Raw genomic sequence first — 21,139 nt, forward strand, 5'->3', positions numbered from 1 at the left:
GCTTCGCTTTCTCCCTGGCCGCACCCGCGCAAAGTCCGGGAAAGTGGCTGGATCCTTGGCGAAATGCTTCGTTCACCAGTGAAACTCCCGCGAAGCGCCTTCCCGAGGAGTTCGTGTGGACCGCCGGAGACGTCACAGTGAAGCGACCAGACCGCAGCCACTACTCCTGGGCAAAGACCAATCTGCGAGTCGAGCCGCACATCTTTCGTACCCACTTCGAGGTTCAATCCGTTCCGCATTCCGGAACACTCTACATAGCAGGCCCACGATACGCCCGCGCCTATTTGAACGGCAAGCTGCTGGGCAGCGACAGCACCAATCCGGAGGCGCCCATCAACTTCCGAGTCTTCCACTTCGACGCCGGGTCTGCCCTTCGCAAGGGGGACAACGTGCTCGCAATCGAGGTAGTTCGCGGCCGCGGCGTGGTAACCGGCGCAGGCTCCGAGGTCCTCCATCAGTTCGGCTACGGCGAGGTCTTCGCCGCCAAGCTGCTGGCAGGGCGCTTTGGGGACGGCGATGCGCCACCGCTCGTCGTCTCGAATGCAGGCTGGCGTTCTCTTTCAGATCCAAAGACTGACGACTGGCAGAAGCCTGGATTCGACGACAGCGCGTGGGCGCGCGTCGAGTCGCTTGGTTCTATCGACAGCAACATCGAGTTTCGCCAATGGTCCGTCGACGCGGGCATGTACGGCTGGCCGGGCTATACCGGCATGTCGACCTTCCTCCGCGCGATCCGTGTGCCCGCTGAGCATGTCTCCCGCGTATACGAAGGCAACGGGGAGATCGCGAACCTCGATGCCATCACGCAGGAGCATGCAACCGCTCCGTTCACTGTGAAGCTGCTGAACCCCACGCCCACGGATGAGCAGGCGCCCGCGATGCTGATCGACTTCGGCCGCGAGCTTGCGGGCCGCATCGTTGTGGACTCCGGCAGCGATCACGATGCCACGATCTCGATTGCCTATGGCGAAGACGAGCTGGAGGCGATGGCTACTGGCCTCACACCGAGCCAGCGCGGCGGTAATTACCTGGGCACGAACCTCCTCGATGTGCCTGCGAATGGTACGGCACGCGGGCCTAAGTCAGCCTTCCGTTACGTGCGCGTCACCTTCCTCCGCGGTGCGCCCGCTATCGCTCTGCGCAGCATTCATGCGGAGGCCATCACCTACCCGGTGAAGTACGAGGGTAGCTTCGAGTCCTCCGACGCGAAGCTCAACCGCATCTGGGAGACGGCAGCCTACACAGCGCACCTCTGCATGCAGGACGATATCTGGGATGCCCCGAAGCGCGATCGTGGCCGCTGGGCCGGCGACCTCGACGTCGAGGCCGGCACAATCCTCTCGGTCTTCGGCGACACTTTCGCGCTTGAGGAGACGCTGAAGCATCTCGGCGACGATACGGCGACAGGTCAAGCGGTGAACGGCATCGGCGGCTATACGGCGCAGTGGATCACGACGCTATCCAAGGTCTACGACGCCAGCGGCGATGTTGCGTTTGCGCACAAGGAGCATGACACGCTCCGCAAGCTGCTCGCGACGATGGACGGTAGCCTCGATGCGCAGACCGGACTGCTACGCCGCGACGCAAAGGGGTGGGGCTTTGTCGACTGGGCCCCTGGCCTGTACGGCGCGACGGAAGACACCTATCGCGGATCAACGCTGGAGTTCCTGCGAGCCTACCAAGCGGCACCTGTACTGCTCCGGGCGGCCGGTGACGAGGAGGCTGCGAAGCTATATGAGCAGCGGGCGGCGACAATGCGCGAGGCCGCACGCAAGGCCTTCGTCGATCCGGCGACACATACCGTCGGCAGCACCTGGCAACTCAATGCCTTGGCTGTACTCACGAAGCTCGAGCCCGAATCGAACGATGCCATCTGGACCAACGTGCTGGCGCACGTAAAGCAGGACACGCCGCAGGACCAGGTAATCAGCCCGTACTTCAACTCCTATGTGCTCGATGCGATGAGCGACACCGGACATGCGCGCATGTCGCTCGACTGGATCCGCACGTATTGGGGTGGCATGCTGGACGAAGGCGCGACGAGCTTCTGGGAATCGTACGATCTGCGCTGGCCGAAGACCGATGCGCACCTCTCGCTGCTGGCCGACGGCACCAGCGGATACTTCGTCTCCTACGCTCACGGGTGGGCATCCTGGCCCGCGCCATGGCTCGAGCAGAACGTGCTGGGCGTGCGTGCAACGTCGCCTGGCTTCGCTTCGGTCGATGTCCGGCCTGACCTACTGGGTCTCGAGTTTGCCCATGGGTCCATCTCCACTCCGCATGGCGCTATCAAGGTTTCGCTCGATCGCACCAAGCCGTGGACACTCGATCTACCTGCGGGTGTGGAGCGAGCCCGCGTCTTTCTTCCTGGCCGCGCGGAACCCACGTTGCTTACCCACTCCGGACACTATGAGTTTGCGCAGCACTAGCAATCGTGCCAAGCGTCTGAATTCCGGCATCTGGAACCTGCACCGTGATTGGCCACACGAATGCATTTCGCGGCCCGTCCAAACAGGTGATCAATGCTGTTCCGATGCGATACTCTCCGCAGGGCGGAGCTCGCGTGACAGCTCGCAAGGAGTCGCAACGATGGCGCTGACGCGGCGCAACTTCCTCAAGACCTCGGCAGCAATGACGGCCGTCTCCGCGATGCCGGCGCTCGGAGAGACGGCGGCGGTCACTGGCCACGAGCCTCTGCGCGAGCTTGCGTACAGCGACGTGCAACTCACCGGAGGGCCGCTGGCCGCGCACTATGATGCTGTGCATGCGCACTTCCTCTCGCTCTCGAACGATCGCCTGCTGAAGGTTTATCGTCAGCGCGCGGGTCTGACCGCACCGGGCACAGACATGGGCGGATGGTACGACTACGACGGCTTCGTGCCAGGCCATTCCCTGGGACAGTACATCTCAGGCCTGGCCCGCATCAGCGCGAGCACCGGCGATGCAGCGGCACGAGACAAGGCACAGGCGCTGGTCGCGGGCTTCGGCGAGACGCTTGGCCCGAAGAATGAGAGCATCCTGCGGCCGCAGACGAACCTGTGGGTCTGCTACACCCTCGATAAGCACATCTGTGGACTCGTCGATGCAGCTATCCTCACTGGCGACAACTCTGCCCGTGCGCTGCTGACGCGAGTGTTCGATGGAGCGCAATCGCTGCTGCCGGCCAAAGGTCGTGATCGCATCGGCAAGAAGAATCCTCCGTACGATGAGACCTTCATCATGCCGGAGAACCTTTTCGCTGCGGCTCGGCTCACGGGGGATCCTCGTTTCCGCGATTACGCGCAACGCTACCTGCTGGACCGCGAGCTCTTCGACCCGCTGGCGCGCGGCGAAGATCCTTTCCCTGGCCAGCATGCGTATTCGCACGTGATGGCTCTGTCATCCGCAGGTCGAGCCTACGCGGAACTCGGCGACCCGCGCTACCGCGACGCAATGCAGCACGCCTTCACGCTGTTGACGACCACGCAGGCCTTCGCCTCCGGCGGCTACGGGCCGAACGAGACGCTGATCACACCGCATCGTGGCGAGCTCTTCGCCGCGCTCTCCACGACGCAGGACCACTTCGAGACGCCCTGTGGCTCTTATGCCGCGACCAAGCTCAGCCGCTACCTCATGCGCAGCGCGCGGCCAACATCCACCGCACATGCCGACTACCTGGAGCGCGTGCTCTTCAATACCATCCTGGCCTCGCTACCGCCCGATTCCGATGGCGATTACTTCTATTACTCGACCTACTCGCCTGGCGCGGTAAAGGTCTACTACCAGAAGAAGTGGCCATGCTGTTCCGGCACGCTGGTGCAGACCGTTGCGGACTATCCGTTGAACCTGGGCTTCGTTGCCGACGACGGCTACTACGTCACGCTGTATACTCCATCGCGCGCGCGCTTCATTGCGCGCGGGGCGAAGATCCAGCTCGAGCAGAAGACCGAGTTCCCCACGAACGACCACGTCACGATGACACTCACGGCCGATCGTGCTGCGGAGTACACGCTCTATCTGCGGTTGCCCGCATGGCTTTCCCGGCCGGCATCGCTGAAGATCAATGGCCGCAGCACTCCGCTCAATGCATCCACCGGCTCGTTTGCAGGCATCAAGCGCACATGGCGCAGTGGGGATGTGATCGAGCTTGAACTACCACAGGACTTCCGTACTGAAGCCGTCGACGAGCAACACCCCAACACGGTTGCACTCATGCGTGGTCCCGTGCAGTACGTGGCCATCGAAGGAGCAAAGCAGGCTCAACCAGGCCGCCGCGTGCTACCTGCGAATCTGAAGTCCTCCGGCGCCGACACTTTCACCGAGACGGTTGGAGGCATCGGCACGGTGTACGTGCCACTCCATCGCATCGTCAACCAGACCTACACGGCATACTTCACGAAGGCCTGAGCCCCGAACGCACAACAAGAGATGAGCATAGGCAAGACAGATCGCTTCTTCGCACGCTACTTCATCGAGACGGCGTTCCCGCTCGAGCAGGCGGCGGAGACCATGGCTGGCGAGCAGTCCACCGGCACCTTCCTCCGCGTGCCGGGTGAAACCGAAGCGTTGCGCGAACAGTTTGCCGCGCGTGTGGAGAGCATCGTCGAAGGCCCGCATGCCGCCACACCGAGCTTGCCCGGCAGCGGCACGCCGAAGAACTGGGATGGCATCCGCCGGACCGCCGAGGTGACGCTCTCTTGGCCGCTGCACAACATTGGACCCTCGCTGCCGAACCTGCTCGCAACCGTCGCGGGCAATCTCTCGGAGCTGCGCGCCTTCTCTGGGCTCAAGCTCCTCGATCTGACATTGCCACCAGCTTTCCTCTCGCGTTATCAGGGACCGCAGTTCGGTGTAGCGGGTACGCGCAAGGTCACAGGCGTCTACGGCCGTCCGCTCATTGGCACGATCATCAAGCCAAGCGTAGGCATGGGGCCGCAGCAAACCGCAGAGCAGGTGCGGGTCCTAGCCGAGGCTGGCGTCGACTTCATTAAGGACGATGAGCTTCAGTCCGATGGCCCACTTTGTCCCTTCACTGATCGCACCTCGGCTATCCTCGCGGTGCTGCGCGAGATCTTCGATCGAACCGGCCGCAAAGTCATGTATGCCGCCAATCTCACAGGTGAGCTCGATGAAATGCTCGCTCGGCATGATCATCTTCTCCGTGAAGGCGGAAGTTGCGCCATGATCAGCATCCACTCCGTTGGCCTACCTGCGATGACCGCGTTTCGCAAGCACTCGCAGCTCGTCATTCATGGACATCGCAATGGATGGGGCATGATGAGCCGCTCACCTGCGCTGGGTATGAGCTTCGTCGCTGCGCAGAAGCTCTGGAGGCTGGCGGGTGTCGATCACCTTCACGTCAATGGCCTGCAGAACAAGTTCTGCGAGAGCGACGAGTTGGTCATTGCCTCCGCGCGCGAATGCCTCACGCCGATGTTCGACCCACCAAATTCCGGCTGCGAAATCATGCCCGTGTTTTCGTCCGGCCAGTCAGCGCGACAGGCACCAGGCACCTACGCCGCGCTCGGCTCGACGGACCTCATCTTCGCTGCGGGCGGCGGCATTCTTGCCCATCCCATGGGTCCTGCAGCCGGCCTTCGCAGCCTGCAGCAGGCGTGGAAAGCTGCAACCAGCGGCACAGCGCTCGAGGCATACGCTGCGAGCCATCCTGAACTCGCAGAAGCGCTCATCAAGTTCGGGGCTTAGCGATGACCGACGGCTCGCTGCTCTACACCTACTACGGCGACGACTTCACGGGCTCGACGGACGTGCTCGAGCAACTCTCCTTGCACGGCGTTCCAGCAGCGCTATTCCTCGCCCCTCCCACAACCGAGCAGCTCGCACGCTTCCCGGATCTGCGGGCGTTTGGGATCGCTGGCGACGCGCGCTCACAGACGCCAATGTGGATGAGCGAGCATCTGCCGCAGATCTTTGAAGCGTTCCGCGGCTTCAGTGCGCCGGTCAAACACTACAAGGTTTGCTCCACCTTCGACTCGTCGCCGCACATCGGCAACATCGGCCGCGCGATTGAGCTAGGCCTCCGTATCTTCAACACGCGCTTCGTGCCCATCGTGGTCGGCGCGCCGCATCTGCGCCGGTACCTCATGGACGGGAAGCTCTTCGCCGCCGGGCCGGATGGCACGATCCATAGGATCGACCGCCATCCGATGAGCCGTCACCCCGTCACGCCAATGCAAGAGCCCAACCTCATTCAGCATCTCGCACTGCAGACGAGCGAGCGGATCGGTCTCATCCGCCACGAAGATCTCACTTCGCCGGAGCAAGCCAAAGCGGCCTTGCATTCCCTATTGGATCGAGGCCTGCACGTGATTCTCTTCGACACCGTGGATCTAGAGTCCCTCGCTTCGATCGGACAACTGCTGTGGAGCGAAGCGAAACGCGATCCGCTCTTTTCCGCGTCGAGTTCAGGCCTCACTGCCTCGTTACTATGTGCGTGGCGTGCCGAGGGGCTTGCGCCGGAGCCTCCGCTCCGGATAAGCGTTCCATCGACATCGCCACTACTGGTTCTTAGCGGGTCATGCTCGGCGACAACAGCTCGGCAGATCGAGTGGTCGCTAGCGAACGGCTTTCATGGCATCCGCATCGAGCCCACGCAGTGGCTCACTCCCAGCGCGAAGGCCTATCGGCACACTGTCATCTCCGAAGCAATGCGTCAGCTCAGAGCGCAACACGATGTGGTGATCTATACCGCAGCCGGCGACTCGCCGGACCAGGCTGCGGGCGCGGCTCTCGGAGCGGCACTCGGTCAACTCGCGAACGATTTACTGGCTGTCACCGCGGTTCGCCGCATCGTCTTCTGCGGTGGCGATACCAGCTCGCATGCCGTGCAGCAGCTCGGCATCTCCGCACTAACGTGGGTTGCCTCACTCGATCCAGGAGCGCCACTGTGCCGCGCGCACCGCACAACTGCTGAAGCTCGACCGCTTGAGCTCATCCTCAAAGGCGGCCAAGTCGGCGCGTCCGACTTCTTCGCGAAGGCTCGCGGCAACTAACTCTGCTCCGCTTCTGCGCTTATCCCCCGCGAGACATCCACGCACGCAAAAAGCATGGCTGCGAGCATTACAGCAGCCGCAATGCCGCGCAGGGGAAGCTCATAATTCCCTGTCGCCTTCACCACGTAGCCGAAGAGCACAGCGCTGACCCAACCGCCAAGATTTCCCGCGGTGTTCATCAACGCCGTCGCAGTGCCACCATAGTCGCCGCCCAGGCGCATGCACATCGCCCACGCGGAGGGCAGCATTAGATCCATCACGCCAAAGGCCAGCGTAGCCAGCACCACGATGGCCGCATGGCCGCTCGCCCAGCTCATGGCAAGTAGCAGGAAACCACCACAGAGCAGGCACATCGACGTGATCGCGCGATACGTCCTCACAGCTCCCACGCGGAGCACAAAACGCCGACTCATGAAGCCTCCTACGAGGTTCGCGAGCATCGCCACGAAGAACGGCAGCGAAGCCCACACACCCATCTGCGCCGGCGTGAAGTGCGCGCCGCGCACCAGCCAGGTGGCAAACCAGCCGAAGAAGAACCAGCTACCCCAGCCATACCAGAAGTATGCGACGACCAGCAGATTGAGGTTGCGAAGCTGCAGCAGCGTGCGCCAGGGGATGGCGCCGTGTCGCTTGACATGCGCCCCACCGGAACGGATCACCTCAAGCTCATGCTCGGTGATGCCAGGCATCTCGGCAGGATCGGTACGAAACCATAGCCACCACGCCACAGCCCAGGCGAGGCCAAGGATGCCAAGCACCCAAAACACGGCACGCCATCCGAGCACCTCCGCAATCGGCACGAGCACCAGCGGCGCGAGCGCTCCACCAAGGCGACTCGCCGCCCAGACGAATCCCTGCGCACGCGCATGCTCCTGCCGCGGAAACCAGCGGGCGATGACGCCTGCGGCATTCGGATAAGCACCCGCCGCCCCCACGCCGAAGAAAAAACGCGAGCTTACGATCTGCCAGAAGCTCCGACACCAACCAGTCGCAGCCGTAAATACTGACCACCAGCTCACGATGCGCGTGAGTTCTCTACGCTGCCCATGCCTGTCACCGAAGGCACCCGAGGGAATCTCGAACAATGCGTTCGACAACACGTACGCACTCAGGACCCAGCCCCACTGTAAAGGCGAAAGCCCGAGATCCGCACGCACACCGGGCTCTGCCACGGCGATGGCAAGCCGGTCGATGAAGGTGATGACACTCAGCGCACACAGGAACGCGAGCACCTTGTTTCTCTTCGTCAAGCCATGACCTCGGCCGACGTAGCCTGCCGCGCGCGCGCCAGTACACCTCGCGCACGCTTGACCGCCAGCTCCGGCGAGCCCAGCACAGGGACTTTCAATACACCTTCCGGAAGCGCCCTCACGACGCGTGCCATGGAAGCCTGCGCGAGCACGATGAGATCCACATCCTGCAACTCCTGCAGCAGCGTGTTCGACAGGATGCGATCGTGCGTCTCGACGTCTCCAGCGATCACCGCATCGAATGCACCCACCGCCAGGGCCTCCACAATCTCGATCTCTTTGTCGATCTCCGCGGCCTTAGCACGCAGCAACGCAACCGTAGGCGCCATCGTTGTGCTTAGTGTAGCCGCTACGCCAATACGACTGCCCATCCGCACGGCCTCCTCAGCCATTGCGTCATCAATGCGGATCACTGGCGTGTCGAAGAGCTGTTGCGCGATCGCGACACCTGGGCCAATCGACGAGCAGGTGACGAGCACGGCGTCTGCGCCTGTTGCCACAGCGGACTCCACTTGCCACAGCAGCCGGCGCATCGTGCTGCGCTGCAGCCTTCCGGCTCGCACGGTCTCCTTGATCAGGCTCTCGTCGACCATGTGGAAGATCTGCACGTCGGGCATCTCTGCGGCGCAAAGGGCCGCGAACATGGGGGTGAGCGTGGGGCTGGTGTGAATCAGGGCCAGAGTCTGTTTCATCCGGGGTGTATCCTCTCCTCGTCCCGCGAGCCGGACATGCGCATCTGCAACGAGTGCGGTCTCCTGCAACGATCAGGTGTCGTACTTCTATCGCGGCCATGTGGTCGGAGTAAACAACGGATCTGCGCGATCCTGAGGAATTGCTGGCTCGACCCTGCCACGCGCTCGCGCGACACCGCATGGCGGAACGCCGATTCAGTCCGCCACGCCCACTGTGCGTTTACCCTAGACTTGCCGACGACAACACATCGTGGCTCATCCTCTTGCGACGCTCCGCTACCCTCGCCCGATTCCGCACTGCGACACGGCAACTCGCCCTTGCGATGGCCCTGGCTTCCCTCGCGCCGGCAGCGTTCGCACAGCGTGCCGCATACACCACACCGAATGCGCCCTTGCTAGGGGCAGCCTGGTACCCGGAGCAGTGGCCCGAGTCTCGCTGGCAACAGGACGTAACGCTGATGGAACAGGCGCACTTCAGCGTGGTGCGTATCGGGGAGTTCGCCTGGTCCACCATGGAGCCGGCGGAGGGCCGATATGACTTTGCTTGGCTCGATCGCGCGATCGCGTTGGCGGCGCAGCATCACATCCTCGTTGTGCTCGGTACGCCCACCGACGCTCCGCCCGCCTGGCTCACGCAGAAGTACCCCGAGACACTTCGCTTCGACGCGAGCGGAAAGCGGGACGAGCACGGCATGCGGCGGCAGTTCAACTATGCGAGCCCACTCTATCGTCGCTTCTGCGCTCGCATCGTCACGGAGATGGCGCACCGCTACGGCCACAACCCCAACGTCATCGGCTGGCAGATCGGCAACGAATTCACCGATGAGAGTTTCGATCCCGCGACGCGCGCGATGTTCCAACAGTTCCTGCGCGACCGCTACAAGACACTCGACAGACTGAACGAGCGCTGGACGACCGCCTACTGGTCCCAAACCTACAGCGACTGGTCGCAAATCCCACTGGAATCCACGCGCGGCAATCCCGGGCTTCTGCTCGAGCACAAGCACTTCGTCACCGCAACCTGGCGCAGCTTCCAGCGCAATCAGATCGATGCCCTTCGGCCACTCATCGACGCGCGTCAGTTCATCACGACCAACATCGGCGGCCTCGCATGGTCCGACAACTGGGACCATTATGCGATCAACGAAGACCTCGACCTCGCAAGCTGGGACGACTACGTCGGCAGCGGTCATCTCGATGCCACGAAGAACGCTATGCTCGACGACTTCGCCCGCGGCTGGAAGCGCGAGAACTTCTGGATCTTGGAGACGCAGCCCGGCTTCGTGAACTGGTCGCCGCTGAATAACGCCCTCGATCCCGGAGAGACCAGTGCGGTCGCGTGGCAAGGCATCGGCCACGGCGCGGATGCCATCCTCTACTGGCAGTGGGCGCCCGCGCTCAACGGCCAGGAGCAATACCACGGCTCACTCGTTGGGCCGGATGGCGAGCCCCTGCCTCTCTATCCTGAGATCGCACAACTCGGAGCGGACTTCCTGCACGTGCGTGCCGCGCTTGCCGACACGCATCCACAAGCAGAGATCGCCCTGCTACACACATACGACTCGCGCTGGGCTATCGACTTCCAACTACAGTCGCGACTCTACGATCAGGAGAAGGTCCTCACGGAGTTCTACTCTCCACTCGAGCGCTGGGCCTCCGCGCATGGCGAAGCGATCGACATCATCGATCCAACACGCGCACCGCTGGGGCAGTACAAGGTTCTCGTCGCACCGTCGCTCAACGCTATCGATGCCCCGCTTGCGAAGAAGCTTTCCGCATGGGTAAGCGCAGGAGGACATCTCATCCTCGGACCGCGTGCCGGCATGAAGGATGACTTTGACGCGTTGAACCCGCAGGAGCAGCCTGGGCCTCTGCTCGATATGCTGGGTGCGAAGGTCGATCAGTTCTATGCGCTCGATCATGAACTCGGTCTCGCGCGGACGTCGGCGGGCGACGGCATAGGCCATGCCGAGATCTGGGCGGAGGTGCTTCATCCGCTCACTACTGATGCTAAGCCTACGCTGTACTACATTGACCCCGGCGGCCCGCTCGACCACCAGCCCGCGATGCTCGAGCGCAGTGTCGATGGCGGAAGCATCGCCTATCTAGGCACGCTGCCTGATGAGGCTGTGCTGAGCGAGATCCTGCTGCGGCCACTGAATGCCTCCAGCGCCAAGGACCTTGTTGCGGGAGTGTTGCCCTCCAATATGGAGGTCGACACACGAGTCCGTGACGGAGATCCAGCGCACCGCCTCGTCATCGTCATCAATCATTCCGCGAAACCCGGCGAGGTGACACTGCACGGCCACTATCGCGACCTGCTCACGCAGGCCACGCTCAATCCCACGGCGGACGGCAGCACAGCGCTGCATCTTCCCGCGCACGGTGTCGCCGTCCTGGTCTCGGAGGCTCCATGAGGCAACGCACTCGCCGCGCACTGCTGCGCGATGGCCTGATCATCACGGCCTCAGCCGCGATCGGCCGCACCGCCTTGGGTGCGAGCGACCCTTCTGCGCCCTATCGCACACCCTATAAGTACCCTGAGCTTTTGCTGCGTGGCACAGGCCACAAAGGTGACTTCGACGAGATCGCGGTCGATGACCCTATCGTCTTTCGTGCGAATCGAGTCTTCTACATGCTCTACATCGGCTTCGATGGAACCGGCTATCAGACCGGCCTCGCGCGCTCAAAGGATTTGCTGCACTGGGAGCGAATCGCGCTCGTAGGTCCGCGCGATCCAGCATCAAAGTGGACGAAATACAACCTCGCGATCAGCAGCATCCTTCGCGACAAGCGCCTCGACGGAACTGGCGAGGCCATGAAACATAACGGCAAGTATCTCGCCGCATGGAACGCGTATCCCAGTGCGGGCTATGAGTCCGGCGCTGCCGTGATCGGCCTCGCAACATCGACGGATTTGTTGCACTGGGAGCTCCGCGAGCCCATCCTGAAGCCAGAAGACGGCGCGCCCTGGGAGCACGGTGGCCTCTACCGTCCCGACCTGCTGCGCGCGCAGAATGGAACCTTCTTCCTCTACTACAACGCGAAGACGGACACTCTGCCAAAGAGTGAAGGCGGCGGGTGGCACGAACAGACCGGTGTCGCGACCTCGCGCGATCTTGTGCATTGGACGCGCTACGCGAACAATCCCATCCTTCCCAACGGACCACGTAACAGCGATGACGGCAGGTTCGCTTCGAACCCCTACGTCGTTACACGCGACCGCCAATTTGGCATGTACTACTTCGGCTTTGGCTACACCAGGCCGGGGCGAGCGAAGGAGTTGATCGCCATTGGTACCGATCCATACCATTTCACCAAGGTCGCACAGCCGCTCATCGAACCCGGAGCGCCTGGGACCATCGACGAGACCTTCGCGCACAAGCCCTCGGTCATCTTTCACGAGGGTGCACTCTATCACTTCTATTGCGCGGTCTCCGGCAAGTGGCCGAACGAGGTGCGCGGCATCGCGGTAGCTCGCTCGAAGCCGTGGTAAGCGCTCGAAGCCTCAGTTCGTAGGAGCCGTGAAGGTCCATGTGCCTGGCCCGATTATGAACCGCACCTCATCTCCTGCCGCAATCGGGTGGACGCCCGAGCGTTGCGATCGCGCTCCCGCTGGCAGCACGATCGTTGCCGACGTTCCCTTTGGCACCTCGACCCTGTAGGTCATTCGAGCTCCATCACGCTTCCAGTCACTTTGGACATGCCCCAGCGACGTGTCGAATCCGGCCCGCACCCAATCCACCCCCCTGAGCGCAACCGGTCGCACCGTGACGCGCTGCGCAGGATCCGCTCGGGACCGATCGAAATCAATGCCCGCAAGCCGGCGATAGAGCCATTGCTCCGCCCCGCCAAGCATCAAGTGATCCTGGCTGGAGTGCGGGTTCGCGTCCCACGCTTCCGTCAATGCCGTCGCGCCGGCCGCAAGCTGCGATCCATAGCTCGGCGGATCCTTGCGCATCAGCATCGCAAGGATCACATCATCCCGATGCTCCTTCGCAAGCGCGCGCAACAGGTACGGGTAGCCGATTTCGCCGGCATTGGTATGGTCGTCGTGCGCATGGATGTCCGCGATCAAGTGCTCGAGCACTGCCTGATGACGTTCCGCAGGTACGATGCCGAGCGCCAAAGGCATCGCGTTCGCGGTCTGGCCTCCCGTGTCGTACCACTGGTGTGCAGGATCCCAGAAGCGCGCGTTGAATGCAGCCACCGTCCTCGAGGCAAGCTCGGCATAATGCGCGGCATCGCTTGCGTGATCCAGCAGCGCCGCGATACGTTGCATGGTCTGAGCGTCCTGCACCAGCATCAGCGTCGCGGTAACTCCCAGCGTGGTGTGCTGCTCAAGCCCCGGCGGCTTCGGCCCGATGTCGTACCAGTCCCCGAGACCATATTCCACGATGCCATTCTTCGCCTTGCCCGCAAGCGCTGCGATGTACCGCTGCATCATCGGGTAATCCTTCTCGAGCTGCGTTCGATCGCCGTAGAAGGTGTATGTCCACCATGGCTCTAGGATCGCCGCCGATCCCCACTCCGGCGAGTCATCGAAGCTGCCGTAGTTAGAGCCGAACCGCGTGTACTCAGGCGCAATCGTCGGCACGATGCCGTCATCCCACTGCGCGTCGGCCATGTTGCGGTCATTCGCGGCCATCAGTTTCTGCAAATCGTTATTGAACATCATGCCGTCGGCCTGCAGATGCGATTGCTCCAGCCAGCCGAGCTTTTCGCGATGCGGACAGTCGGTCATCAGGCTGACTTCGTTGTTATGCATCGACGCGAGGATGAGGCGATGGATGCGGTTGAGCATCTCGCTCGAGCTCTCGAAGCTCCCTACCTCGCGAGCATCCGTGTGCTCCGCGACGCCTTCGAGCGACACGATCGCAGCGCCCTCTGGAGGCTCCATCGGATCACCGTAAGGCCATGGCGAACTCACCCAGTCGGCCTGCACATAGCGGAAGCCCATGTAGTCGAAGAGCGGCTGCCACTCCTCGTCCGCGCTGCCGCGCAGGGTGTACGCCCACCACATCGGTCCATGGAAGGTTGCCTGGCTCACGGTTCCGTCGGCATTCAGGAGTTCGCCAGGAGTCAACCGCAGAACTGATCCCGCAGGCCCATGTGCGCGGATACGAACAATACCTGCAAAGTTCTGGCCGAGGTCATAGACAACACGGCCCGGTGCCAGCGTCGTTACCTTGAGCGGCTGATAAATCTCATGCACACCGACAGGCGGAGCAATGGCAGGGATCAACTCACCGCCGGGACCCTCCACAACGGCCACACCTTGCCACGCATGATCGTCGAAGCCGGCAAGTTTCCATCTCGGATCGTTGCGTCGCGCATCGAAATCTTCACCGCCATAGGCGGAATCGAACAGCAACGGACCAGGCGCAGATTTCCACTGCGCGTCGCTGTCGATGATTTCAGTGCGGCCACCCGCGTATTTCAGCTCGAGCGATGCAATCAGCTCCGGCGCGCCAAAGCTGCCCGCGAACTTCGTATATCGTGTCCCCTTGCGAGCCCCTATTAGCGTGGTCTTCTGCACGTTGTACATGCCATTGCCCAGCATCACAGAGAGCACGTTGGCTCCGCGATGCACAAGGCGCGTCACGTCCAGCGTGTCGTAGGTGACGGTCTTGCGATAGTCCGTCCACGCTCCATGCAGTCCTGCGGGGGCGACGGGGAGCGCCTCGTGGGCATCGGCAATCCATGCATCCCACTGGCCGAGGCCGACAATGCGTAGCGTGGCCTTCAGCGGCTGCTCACGCAGCGTCAACTCCCGCCGGAAGATCGGCATTGGGCGGCTGCCATCCTGCTCCGCACCATCCCGCTGCGTGGAGAACGGCGCAGCAATCCAGTGAGCATCCCCCAATCCTGCCCTGCGGCTCTTCGCCGGCTGTTGCGCGCCGGCATTCAGCACAGCGAGCATAACGAGAATCGCCGTCGCCGGCCTCGTCAACATCATGAAACCTCCGTATTACTCCAGCTCGCCGCTACTCAAGCTAACAGAGCAGCGATGCCTCTGCTATGGTGACGCCATGAAGCTGGTTGCTCTGCTCTCCTTCAGCGCGCTCTCCATCTGCGCGGCTGCGCAAGATGCGACACCCGCGCGGGATAGCGTGTATCAACGCAACATCGCACGCCAGACCGCACAGGTGCGGGCTGAAACGAATGTTGCCAATCACAACGTGCAGTTTCATGCGTCGTGGAACTCGCTATCCGCGTATCGCACGCCCGAGTGGTTTCGCGACGCGAAGTTTGGCATCTTCCTGCACTGGGGCGTGTATGCCGTTCCGGCATTCGGAAACGAGTGGTACTCGCGCAACATGTATATCGAAAACAATCCCGCGCACGATCACCAGATCAAAACCTATGGCCCGCTGACCAGCTTCGGTTACAAGGACTTTATCCCCCTATTCAAAGCGGAACACTTTGACGCCAAAGAGTGGATCGATCTCTTCGCCCAGGCGGGTGCTCGCTACGTGGTCCCCGTGGCGGAACATTGCGACGGCTTCGCCATGTATGAGTCGCAGATGACGCCGTACAACGTGGCGCAGATGGGGCCGAAGCGCGACACCACCGGCGAGCTTGCAGCAGCTGCCCGGGAGAAGGGCCTGCACTTTGGACTCTCCATGCACACCGCCGAACACTGGTGGTGGTACGGCGTCGGCAATGCGGTGGACTCCGACGTGAAAGCTCGAACATCAACTACGGACCTGCTCTATGGCCCGGCCGCCGCGATGAAGTTCCCCAGCGCGGGCAAGCCCATCGACTGGACGCATGAGCCAAACGCGAGCCATCTCGAGCAGTGGACGCCGCCCGATCAACGCTTCCTCGATCAATGGCTCGCACAGACCACCGAGGTGGTCGACCGTTATCATCCCGAGCTGATGTACTTCGACTGGTGGATCGGCCAACCCGCGTTCAAGCCCGAACTGCAGCAGTTCGCGGCGTACTTCTACAACCGATCGGCCGAGTCCGGCGTGAAGCCCGTGCTGACCTACAAGGAGGAGTCGATGCCTGCGAATATAGCGACGCTCGACATCGAACGCGGCAAGCTCGACACGTTGCGCCTGCTCCCGTGGCAGACGGATACCTCGGTCTCCGTGCACTCCTGGGGCTATGCCGAGAACGATGAATACCGCAGCGCGGCTTCCTTGGTCCAGCAGCTCATCGATACCGTGGCAAAGAATGGCAACCTGCTGCTCAATGTTGGCCCGAAGGCTGATGGCACGATCCCGGAACAGGCGAAGACGGTGCTGCTCGAAATGGGAGGCTGGCTCCACGTAAATGGGGAAGCGATCTACGCGACGCGGCCATTCTCTGTCTTCGGGGAAGGACCAACCACGGCGCCCAAGAATTCCACGGAGAAGAACCACGACATCCAGGCCTATACGCCGGCCGACGTGCGCTACACGCAATCAAAAGATGGAGGTGTGACCTATGCGCTGTTGATGGGCTGGCCGGCGGATGGAGCAACGACGATGCGGGTACTCTTTCGCGGCAATCCTTATCTGGATGCGCCTGTGTGTCGCATCGAGCTGATCGGCAGCCTCTCGCCCGTAGAGTTCCACCAGGATGAGTTCGGCCTGCATGTCACGCTGCCGAAGGGAGCGGACGCAGAACTTCCGCCGATCCCGGCGTACGCTCTACGACTGCGTACCCACTGCTGAGGACGAGCTACTGCCCGCCACCCATCGATCGCATGATGCTGATGCCCGGAGGCCCGAGCAGCACGATGAAGAGACTCGGGAAGATGCAAAGCACGAGCGGGAAGATGATCTTCACAGTCGTCTTTGCTGCCAGTTCTTCAGCACGCTGACGACGCTTCTGGCGAATGCCGTCACCGAACTGCGAGAGCGCTCGCGCGATCGGTGTACCGAAGCGTTCGGTCTGCATCAGCATGTTGACGAAGGCGTCGAGCTCGGGAAGTTGGTTGCGCTTCGCCATCGATGCCCACGCATCGATACGCTGCTTGCCTGCACGCTGCTCGCGATTGATACGCAGGAACTCCTGCTGAATGTCCGGGTGTGACTTGCCGAGCTCATGACCGCAACGGAGCATGGCCTGATCCAGACCAAGCCCCGCATCCACGCAGATGACCAGGAGGTCGACTGCATCGGGAATCGCCAAGCGAATGCGCTCGCGCCTTGCCTTCACCATACGTGTCAGGATGATGTCAGGAGCGAGATAGGCGATCCCCGCTCCGGTCGTCATCAGGAAGATTCTTTTCCAGGGACAGAAGCTCGCAGCGATCAGCGCGATGATCGGCCCGAGCACCCGCGCCGCGACGTAGATATCGACATAGCGCGAAGTGTTCAGGCCCGCGGAGAGGAACCGGTCCAGCAGCTGCTGGTTTTCCTGCATGCCGAGCCGCGAGCGAATCTTGCGGAACTGCTGAAAGAACTTGTCCTGGAGTTCCTTGGACCGCTGCTGCTTCAACGTCGGCGCGGTCACGTCCATGCCTTGCATCACCGCAAGGGCGCGCTCGCTGATCGTGCGCGCAGCGCGTTGCATCATCACCGCGGCGATGATGCCGACGATGCACACCCCGGTGATCGTCATCATGATGTACAGCAATATATCCATAGCGGATTACACCTTGATATCGACGATCTTGGAGATGATGAATGCTCCGAGCAAGATGAAGACGGCACCCGCGCCAAGCAGCATCTGACCCAATGGATCGTGGAAGAGCACGCTGGAGTAACCCGGCGTAATGATGTTCGTGAGACCCAGCATTCCCACCGGGAGCGCGGAAAGAATCCAGCCGGTAAGCCTGCCTTGCGCGGTATAAGTTCGGATCTCGCCCTGGATGCGGCCCCGCTCGCGAATGACATGCGTCGTGCGGTCGAGGATCTCGGTAAGGTCGCCGCCGGTCTCCTTCTGCACCAGCACCGCGGTGATAAGGAAGTGCAGGTCCTGCGATGGAACGCGCTGCCCCATCGCGGTGATCGCGTCACGGAAGGGAATACCAAACTTCTGCTGCTGGAAGCAGAGTGCGAACTCCGCCGAAAGAGGTTGCGGCGTCTGCTCGGAGATGATTTCGATCGACGAGGCGACGGAGTGACCGGCACGTAGCGCGCGCGCCATCAGATCGATGGCATCCGGCAATGCGGCCTCAAACTTCTTCAGGCGGCTTCCTTTCTTGAAGCGAAGGAAGAAGTACGGAAAGCTGGTACCCAGCAGCGAGATGCCCGCGACGAGGAATGCTGGACCATCAAACCAGTTCACGATGAAGCCCGCAACGGCGGCCACGCCAACGCTCATCATGATGATGGAGCCTACTGACTGCTTCGATCCTGAGTACATGATCAGCAGCTCGAGGTTTTCGGCGAAGTGATAACTCTTGAACCGCTCCGTGATGCGGCCGGAGAACTTACGCCGCGGCTCCTTGTCGGCCAGGTGCAGCCGCTCGTTCTCAGGCGCCTCGTAGGTCGTGTTCTGCAACACAACCAGGCGCTCCTGCACAGCGCGCTGCTGGTTCGCAGGCGCGGAGACAAAGAGCACCAGAGCTACGCTGGTGAGAAACGAGATCGCGAAGGCGACAAGGAGAAGAACCATACGCTAGACCTCAACCACCTCGTTCAGCATGCTGAGCGAGAAAGGAATGCCAGCGGCCTTCAGCTTCTCGTCGAAGCTCGGCACCACGCCCGTTGCGACGAAGCGTCCCTTCACGCGGCCATTGGCGTCGAGGCCACGCTTCTCGAAGAGGAACAGGTCCTGCATGCTAACAATCTCACTGGTAGCCCCGGTGATCTCCGAGATGTGCGTGATGCGGCGCGTTCCATCGCTCATGCGCGAGGCTTGCACGATGAGGTGAACGGCCGAGGCGATCTGCGCCTTGATGGCCTTCTCCGGAAGCGCGATGTTGCCCATCATCGTCATGGTCTCCATACGGGAGATCGCGTCGCGCGGTGTGTTCGCGTGGATGGTGGTGATGGAGCCGTCATGACCCGTGTTCATCGCCTGCAGCATGTCCAGGCACTCTTCACCGCGGATTTCGCCGAGGATGATGCGGTCGGGACGCATACGAAGCGCATTGATCACGAGCTCACGCTGGCGAATCGCGCCCTTGCCCTCGAGGTTCGGGGGACGGCATTCGAGCCGGCCCACATGCCTCTGCTTGATCTGCAGTTCGGCCGAGTCCTCGATGGTGACGATGCGTTCATCCGGCGAGATGAAGCCGGAGAGAACATTGAGCAGAGTTGTTTTACCGGCGCCGGTACCACCCGAGACGACGATATTGAGACGGCACTTTACCGCAGCCTTTAGCAACTCCATCATGCCGGGTGTCATGGCCTTCTTCGCAAGAAGGTCTTCGGCAGCGAGCGGCGTTGCACCGAAGCGCCGGATCGACATCAGCGGGCCATCGATGGCCAATGGCGGAATGACGATGTTCACACGCGAGCCGTCGAGCAGGCGGGCATCGACCATCGGTGACGATTCGTCGATGCGGCGTCCGACGGCGGAGACAATCTTGTCGATGATGTGCATCAGATGTGCGTTGTCGCGGAAGCAGATGTTGGTCTCTTCCAGCTGGCCGCGCCGCTCGATGTATACCGTCTTGTACGTGTTGACCAGGATATCGGAGATGGTGTGGTCGTGAAGCAGAGGCTCCAGCGGGCCGAGGCCGAAGACCTCATCCATCACTTCCTTCGAGATGGAGTCGCGGTCGGCTGCGGTGAGCGGAATGTTCTGCTCGGCCACGAGCTGCGAGATCGTTGCCAGCAGCTTCGAGCGGCCGGAAGGATCGTTCTGCAGACCGGCCAGCTCCTCGAGGTCGACACGCTTGATCAGCTCATGGTGTACGTCCGTTTTGAGCTGATAGCGCGCCGAGTCGGCAAGGTGCAGGCTGCTGCGAATCTCCACTACCGCTGCCTGCGCACGCGGTGGCCCAGTCATTACAAGAGTTTGATCGGCCATGAAAGAGTTCCTTTCCGGCTAGAACCCGAACAAGAAGGAACGCTTCTTGAGGGGTTCAGGGGCCTGTATCGACTGGGAGCCGTCGGAGGTCAACCGGTTGGCCCATGTCTGAAACGCACTGCTGAAGGTCCCGCGCTGTGCGGGTACGACCGGTTCGCCGGCATTTATGGCGCGCATCAGCTCGGCATAATTGTTCGGCACCGCCAGATAGATGGGAAAGTGAATCGTCTTCTCGATGTCCTGCTGGCTAACGGCATCATCGGAGGTCGAGCGATTGATGACGACGTTCAGCTTGTCCGTAAAGCCATCGATGAGCGCGTAGTGTTCCACACGCCGGACGAGGTCCCGCAGCGCGGCGACGTCGGGCGTGGCGATGAGCACTACCTGATCGCTCGAACTCATCATCGCGTGCGTAATGCTGGTGTACTGCATCGAGGTATCGATCAGAACGAAGTCATAACGCCGGCGCAGCTCCTCCATGATTCGTGCGATGGAGTCCGCAGGAACATCGCGTGGCGGAGCCACCACATCGGGCGATGGGATGACCTCAAGCCCGCTCGGATGCCGCGTGACGAAGCTCTCGAGGAGATCGGTGTCAAGGCGATCGACATTACGTACCAGCTCATCGAAGTAGTACGCACTCTCTTTGATGCCGAGATGCAGCGCAATATGTCCCAGTTCGTGTTTGTAGTCGATCAGCAGCACCTTCTTCTGGTGCTTCTTCACAAGGTGAATCGCGAGGTGCACCGCCAGCGTCGTGGTGCCGACTCCGCCCTTCACGCCGAAGAACGAGAGCACCCTTCCCTTGCCGGGCAAAACCTGGGACGCTGTCTGTCGAGCGCGCTGGAAGCGGTTGAGCGCGGAGGTAAAGGCGGGCCGGTCGAGCGGTTTGGAGAGGAAGTCATCGCAGCCAGCTCGCATCGCGCGCAGCAGAAAATCCGTCTCGGTCTTCGTAGCGATGGCCACAAGCGAGACTCTCTGCTGGAAGATGCTGCGCAGGCGGTCGATCGTCTCCAACGCGGCTTCGGGGTTGCGATCGCAGTCAATCAGCGCCACAACGCTCTCGGAGTTATTGATCACACCGGGAAACTGCGGACGCTTGTCCCCGGTAATGTACTCCTGAAACTCACCCACAAATTCCGCGCCATTGACGCTCTGCGTCGCCGCTGAGGATGCAGTCGCGACGTCTGGAGTCGCGCAGACGCTGAAGACAGCCTGGGTGGTCTCCGTTTTTTGTGTCTCGGTCGGCATTGTGCTCACTTCTATTGGTTCACACCACTATCAG

The 21,139-nt window shown here is 61.8% G+C and carries 14 protein-coding genes; 7 read left to right on the plus strand and 7 right to left on the minus strand.

The features are described from left to right. Positions 1-137: 137 nt before the first annotated feature. The 4 genes from AC5E6W_RS21795 to AC5E6W_RS21810 all read left to right on the plus strand — a co-directional run bounded on the left by AC5E6W_RS21795 (position 138) and on the right by AC5E6W_RS21810 (position 6,992). Positions 138-2,429, plus strand: a complete 2,292-nt coding sequence (locus AC5E6W_RS21795; protein ID WP_491754454.1) for an alpha-L-rhamnosidase-related protein — start codon at positions 138-140, stop codon at positions 2,427-2,429. A gap of 160 nt (positions 2,430-2,589) precedes the next feature. Beyond that, positions 2,590-4,386, plus strand: coding sequence for a beta-L-arabinofuranosidase domain-containing protein (locus AC5E6W_RS21800; RefSeq protein WP_491754455.1), 1,797 nt, complete (start codon positions 2,590-2,592; stop codon positions 4,384-4,386). A gap of 21 nt (positions 4,387-4,407) precedes the next feature. Then, complete coding sequence (locus AC5E6W_RS21805) at positions 4,408-5,685, plus strand: ribulose-bisphosphate carboxylase large subunit family protein (protein WP_491754456.1); 1,278 nt, start codon at positions 4,408-4,410, stop codon at positions 5,683-5,685. A gap of 2 nt (positions 5,686-5,687) precedes the next feature. After that, positions 5,688-6,992, plus strand: coding sequence for a four-carbon acid sugar kinase family protein (locus AC5E6W_RS21810; RefSeq protein ID WP_491754457.1), 1,305 nt, complete (start codon positions 5,688-5,690; stop codon positions 6,990-6,992). On the opposite strand, the gene AC5E6W_RS21815 is transcribed toward AC5E6W_RS21810, so the two are convergent. Together AC5E6W_RS21815 and AC5E6W_RS21820 are read right to left on the minus strand one after the other, a co-directional pair. After that, on the minus strand, positions 6,989-8,242 hold the full coding sequence (locus tag AC5E6W_RS21815) for an MFS transporter (RefSeq protein ID WP_491754458.1): 1,254 nt from the start codon (positions 8,240-8,242) through the stop codon (positions 6,989-6,991). The two genes, AC5E6W_RS21810 and AC5E6W_RS21815, sit on opposite strands and share 4 nt — an antisense overlap. Next, a complete protein-coding gene (locus AC5E6W_RS21820) occupies positions 8,239-8,934 on the minus strand; it encodes an aspartate/glutamate racemase family protein (protein WP_491754459.1) in 696 nt (231 codons plus the stop codon). The genes AC5E6W_RS21815 and AC5E6W_RS21820 overlap by 4 nt, the downstream gene beginning before the upstream one ends. A 323-nt stretch (positions 8,935-9,257) precedes the next feature. On the opposite strand from AC5E6W_RS21820, the gene AC5E6W_RS21825 reads away from it, so the two are divergent. Both AC5E6W_RS21825 and AC5E6W_RS21830 read left to right on the plus strand, forming a co-directional pair. Further along, positions 9,258-11,351 (plus strand): beta-galactosidase, encoded by a 2,094-nt coding sequence (locus tag AC5E6W_RS21825; RefSeq protein ID WP_491754460.1) that lies wholly within the window; start codon positions 9,258-9,260, stop codon positions 11,349-11,351. Continuing rightward, a complete protein-coding gene (locus AC5E6W_RS21830) occupies positions 11,348-12,430 on the plus strand; it encodes a glycoside hydrolase family 130 protein (protein ID WP_491754461.1) in 1,083 nt (360 codons plus the stop codon). The genes AC5E6W_RS21825 and AC5E6W_RS21830 overlap by 4 nt, the downstream gene beginning before the upstream one ends. Positions 12,431-12,442: 12 nt before the next feature. Here AC5E6W_RS21830 and AC5E6W_RS21835 read toward each other — a convergent pair whose 3' ends face one another. Continuing rightward, positions 12,443-14,893 (minus strand): family 78 glycoside hydrolase catalytic domain, encoded by a 2,451-nt coding sequence (locus AC5E6W_RS21835; protein ID WP_491754462.1) that lies wholly within the window; start codon positions 14,891-14,893, stop codon positions 12,443-12,445. A 73-nt stretch (positions 14,894-14,966) separates the two neighbouring features. On the opposite strand from AC5E6W_RS21835, the gene AC5E6W_RS21840 reads away from it, so the two are divergent. Then, a complete protein-coding gene (locus AC5E6W_RS21840; RefSeq protein WP_491754463.1) occupies positions 14,967-16,601 on the plus strand; it encodes an alpha-L-fucosidase in 1,635 nt (544 codons plus the stop codon). 7 nt (positions 16,602-16,608) lie between these two features. On the opposite strand, the gene AC5E6W_RS21845 is transcribed toward AC5E6W_RS21840, so the two are convergent. Genes AC5E6W_RS21845 through AC5E6W_RS21860 form a run of 4 tightly spaced genes read right to left on the minus strand, consistent with a single transcriptional unit; the run spans position 16,609 to position 21,105 of the window. Then, positions 16,609-17,517, minus strand: coding sequence for a type II secretion system F family protein (locus tag AC5E6W_RS21845; RefSeq protein ID WP_491754464.1), 909 nt, complete (start codon positions 17,515-17,517; stop codon positions 16,609-16,611). A 6-nt stretch (positions 17,518-17,523) separates the two neighbouring features. Then, entirely contained in the window at positions 17,524-18,492 is a 969-nt protein-coding gene (locus AC5E6W_RS21850; RefSeq protein WP_491754465.1) for a type II secretion system F family protein, read from the minus strand. Positions 18,493-18,495: 3 nt separating this feature from the next. Then, positions 18,496-19,854: a TadA family conjugal transfer-associated ATPase gene (locus AC5E6W_RS21855; protein WP_491754466.1), complete on the minus strand. Its 1,359-nt coding sequence runs from the start codon at positions 19,852-19,854 to the stop codon at positions 18,496-18,498. Positions 19,855-19,872: 18 nt separating this feature from the next. Further along, complete coding sequence (locus AC5E6W_RS21860; RefSeq protein WP_491754467.1) at positions 19,873-21,105, minus strand: CpaE/TadZ family protein; 1,233 nt, start codon at positions 21,103-21,105, stop codon at positions 19,873-19,875. Positions 21,106-21,139 lie beyond the last annotated feature (34 nt).

The sequence above is a fragment of the Bryocella sp. genome (genome assembly GCF_058498515.1).

Coding starts and splice junctions, on each gene's coding strand:
- AC5E6W_RS21800 (WP_491754455.1), top strand. CDS start 2,590: ATGGCGCTGACGCGGCGCAACTTCCTCAAGACCTCGGCAGCAATGACG.
- AC5E6W_RS21805 (WP_491754456.1), top strand. CDS start 4,408: ATGAGCATAGGCAAGACAGATCGCTTCTTCGCACGCTACTTCATCGAG.
- AC5E6W_RS21810 (WP_491754457.1), top strand. CDS start 5,688: ATGACCGACGGCTCGCTGCTCTACACCTACTACGGCGACGACTTCACG.
- AC5E6W_RS21820 (WP_491754459.1), bottom strand. CDS start 8,934: ATGAAACAGACTCTGGCCCTGATTCACACCAGCCCCACGCTCACCCCC.
- AC5E6W_RS21825 (WP_491754460.1), top strand. CDS start 9,258: ATGGCCCTGGCTTCCCTCGCGCCGGCAGCGTTCGCACAGCGTGCCGCA.
- AC5E6W_RS21830 (WP_491754461.1), top strand. CDS start 11,348: ATGAGGCAACGCACTCGCCGCGCACTGCTGCGCGATGGCCTGATCATC.
- AC5E6W_RS21835 (WP_491754462.1), bottom strand. CDS start 14,893: ATGATGTTGACGAGGCCGGCGACGGCGATTCTCGTTATGCTCGCTGTG.
- AC5E6W_RS21840 (WP_491754463.1), top strand. CDS start 14,967: ATGAAGCTGGTTGCTCTGCTCTCCTTCAGCGCGCTCTCCATCTGCGCG.
- AC5E6W_RS21845 (WP_491754464.1), bottom strand. CDS start 17,517: ATGGATATATTGCTGTACATCATGATGACGATCACCGGGGTGTGCATC.
- AC5E6W_RS21850 (WP_491754465.1), bottom strand. CDS start 18,492: ATGGTTCTTCTCCTTGTCGCCTTCGCGATCTCGTTTCTCACCAGCGTA.
- AC5E6W_RS21855 (WP_491754466.1), bottom strand. CDS start 19,854: ATGGCCGATCAAACTCTTGTAATGACTGGGCCACCGCGTGCGCAGGCA.
- AC5E6W_RS21860 (WP_491754467.1), bottom strand. CDS start 21,105: ATGCCGACCGAGACACAAAAAACGGAGACCACCCAGGCTGTCTTCAGC.